This is a genomic window from Methylobacterium sp. WL103, from assembly GCF_008039885.1.
Taxonomy (GTDB): Bacteria; Pseudomonadota; Alphaproteobacteria; order Rhizobiales; family Beijerinckiaceae; genus Methylobacterium; species Methylobacterium cerastii.
This window is the reverse complement of record NZ_VRUX01001032.1, coordinates 1-905: the sequence shown is the minus strand read 5'-3', so window position 1 is coordinate 905 and position 905 is coordinate 1. Positions and strand designations below refer to the sequence as shown.

At 71.7% G+C, this 905-nt stretch carries 2 pseudogenes; one reads left to right on the top strand and one right to left on the bottom strand.

From position 1 onward, the window contains the following. Nucleotides 1–38: 38 nt before the first annotated feature. A pseudogene (locus FV222_RS27560) lies at nt 39–386 on the top strand (ArgE/DapE family deacylase); the annotation flags it as partial. Nucleotides 387–567: 181 nt separating this feature from the next. On the opposite strand, the pseudogene FV222_RS27555 reads toward FV222_RS27560, so the two are convergent. Further along, nucleotides 568–905 (bottom strand): annotated as a pseudogene (locus FV222_RS27555) (chemotaxis protein); the annotation flags it as partial.

Sequence of the window (905 nt, the reverse complement as noted above, 5' to 3'; positions counted from 1 at the left end):
GCACGTAGCCCTCGGCGAAGAACCCGTCGAAGGTGACCCGCGCCGACCCTTTCCTCGCCGACGCCCCGCCGCGGGTCACCTTCGACGGGTTCTTCGCCGAGGGCTACGTGCTGGAGCCGGGCTCGGAGGCGGAGGGCGTGCTCGCCGCCGCCCACCGCCGCGCGACCGGAGCGGAGCTGACCGGCATCATGGCGCCCTGCTACCTCGATACGCGGGTGCACGCCCTCTACGAGCAGGTGCCGGCGCTCTGCTACGGCCCGGCCAGCGAGAACATCCACGGTTTCGACGAGCGCGTCAGCCTGCGCTCCGTCCAGCGCATCACCACGGCGATGGCGCTGTTCGTTGCCGAATGGTGTGGGACGGAACGTCTTGAGGCGGGCGGCTGAGGCTTCGTTCGAAGCAAGGCGCGGATCGCAAAAACCCGCGTTTTCACACCCTCGCCGTCATCCCGGGGCGCCAGAGGCGAGCCCGGGATCCAGAACCGCAGGTCGTTCTCCTGATTGCGCCGTCGGCGGCTCTGGATCCCGGGCTCTGCTGCGCAGCCCCGGGATGACGGGGAGGATCGGGTCAGGCGGCGCGGACGGTGGCGAGGAAGCGATCGACTTCCGCCGCGAGGTGCTCGGACTGGCGCGAGAGCTCGGAGGCCGCACCCAGTACCTGGCTCGCCGCCGCGCCGGTCTCCTCGGCCGCGCCCGCCACGCCGGCGATGTTGCCGGTCACCTCCGCCGTGCCCAAAGCCGCCTGGCTGACGTTGCGCACGATCTCCTGCGTCGCCGCGCCCTGCTGCTCCACCGCCGCCGCGATCGAGGTCGCCACGTCGCTGATCTGGCGGATGCGCCCGGTCATCCCCCCGATCGAGGCGACCGCCTGACCGGTCGAGGTCTGGATCTGCGCGATCTGGCCCG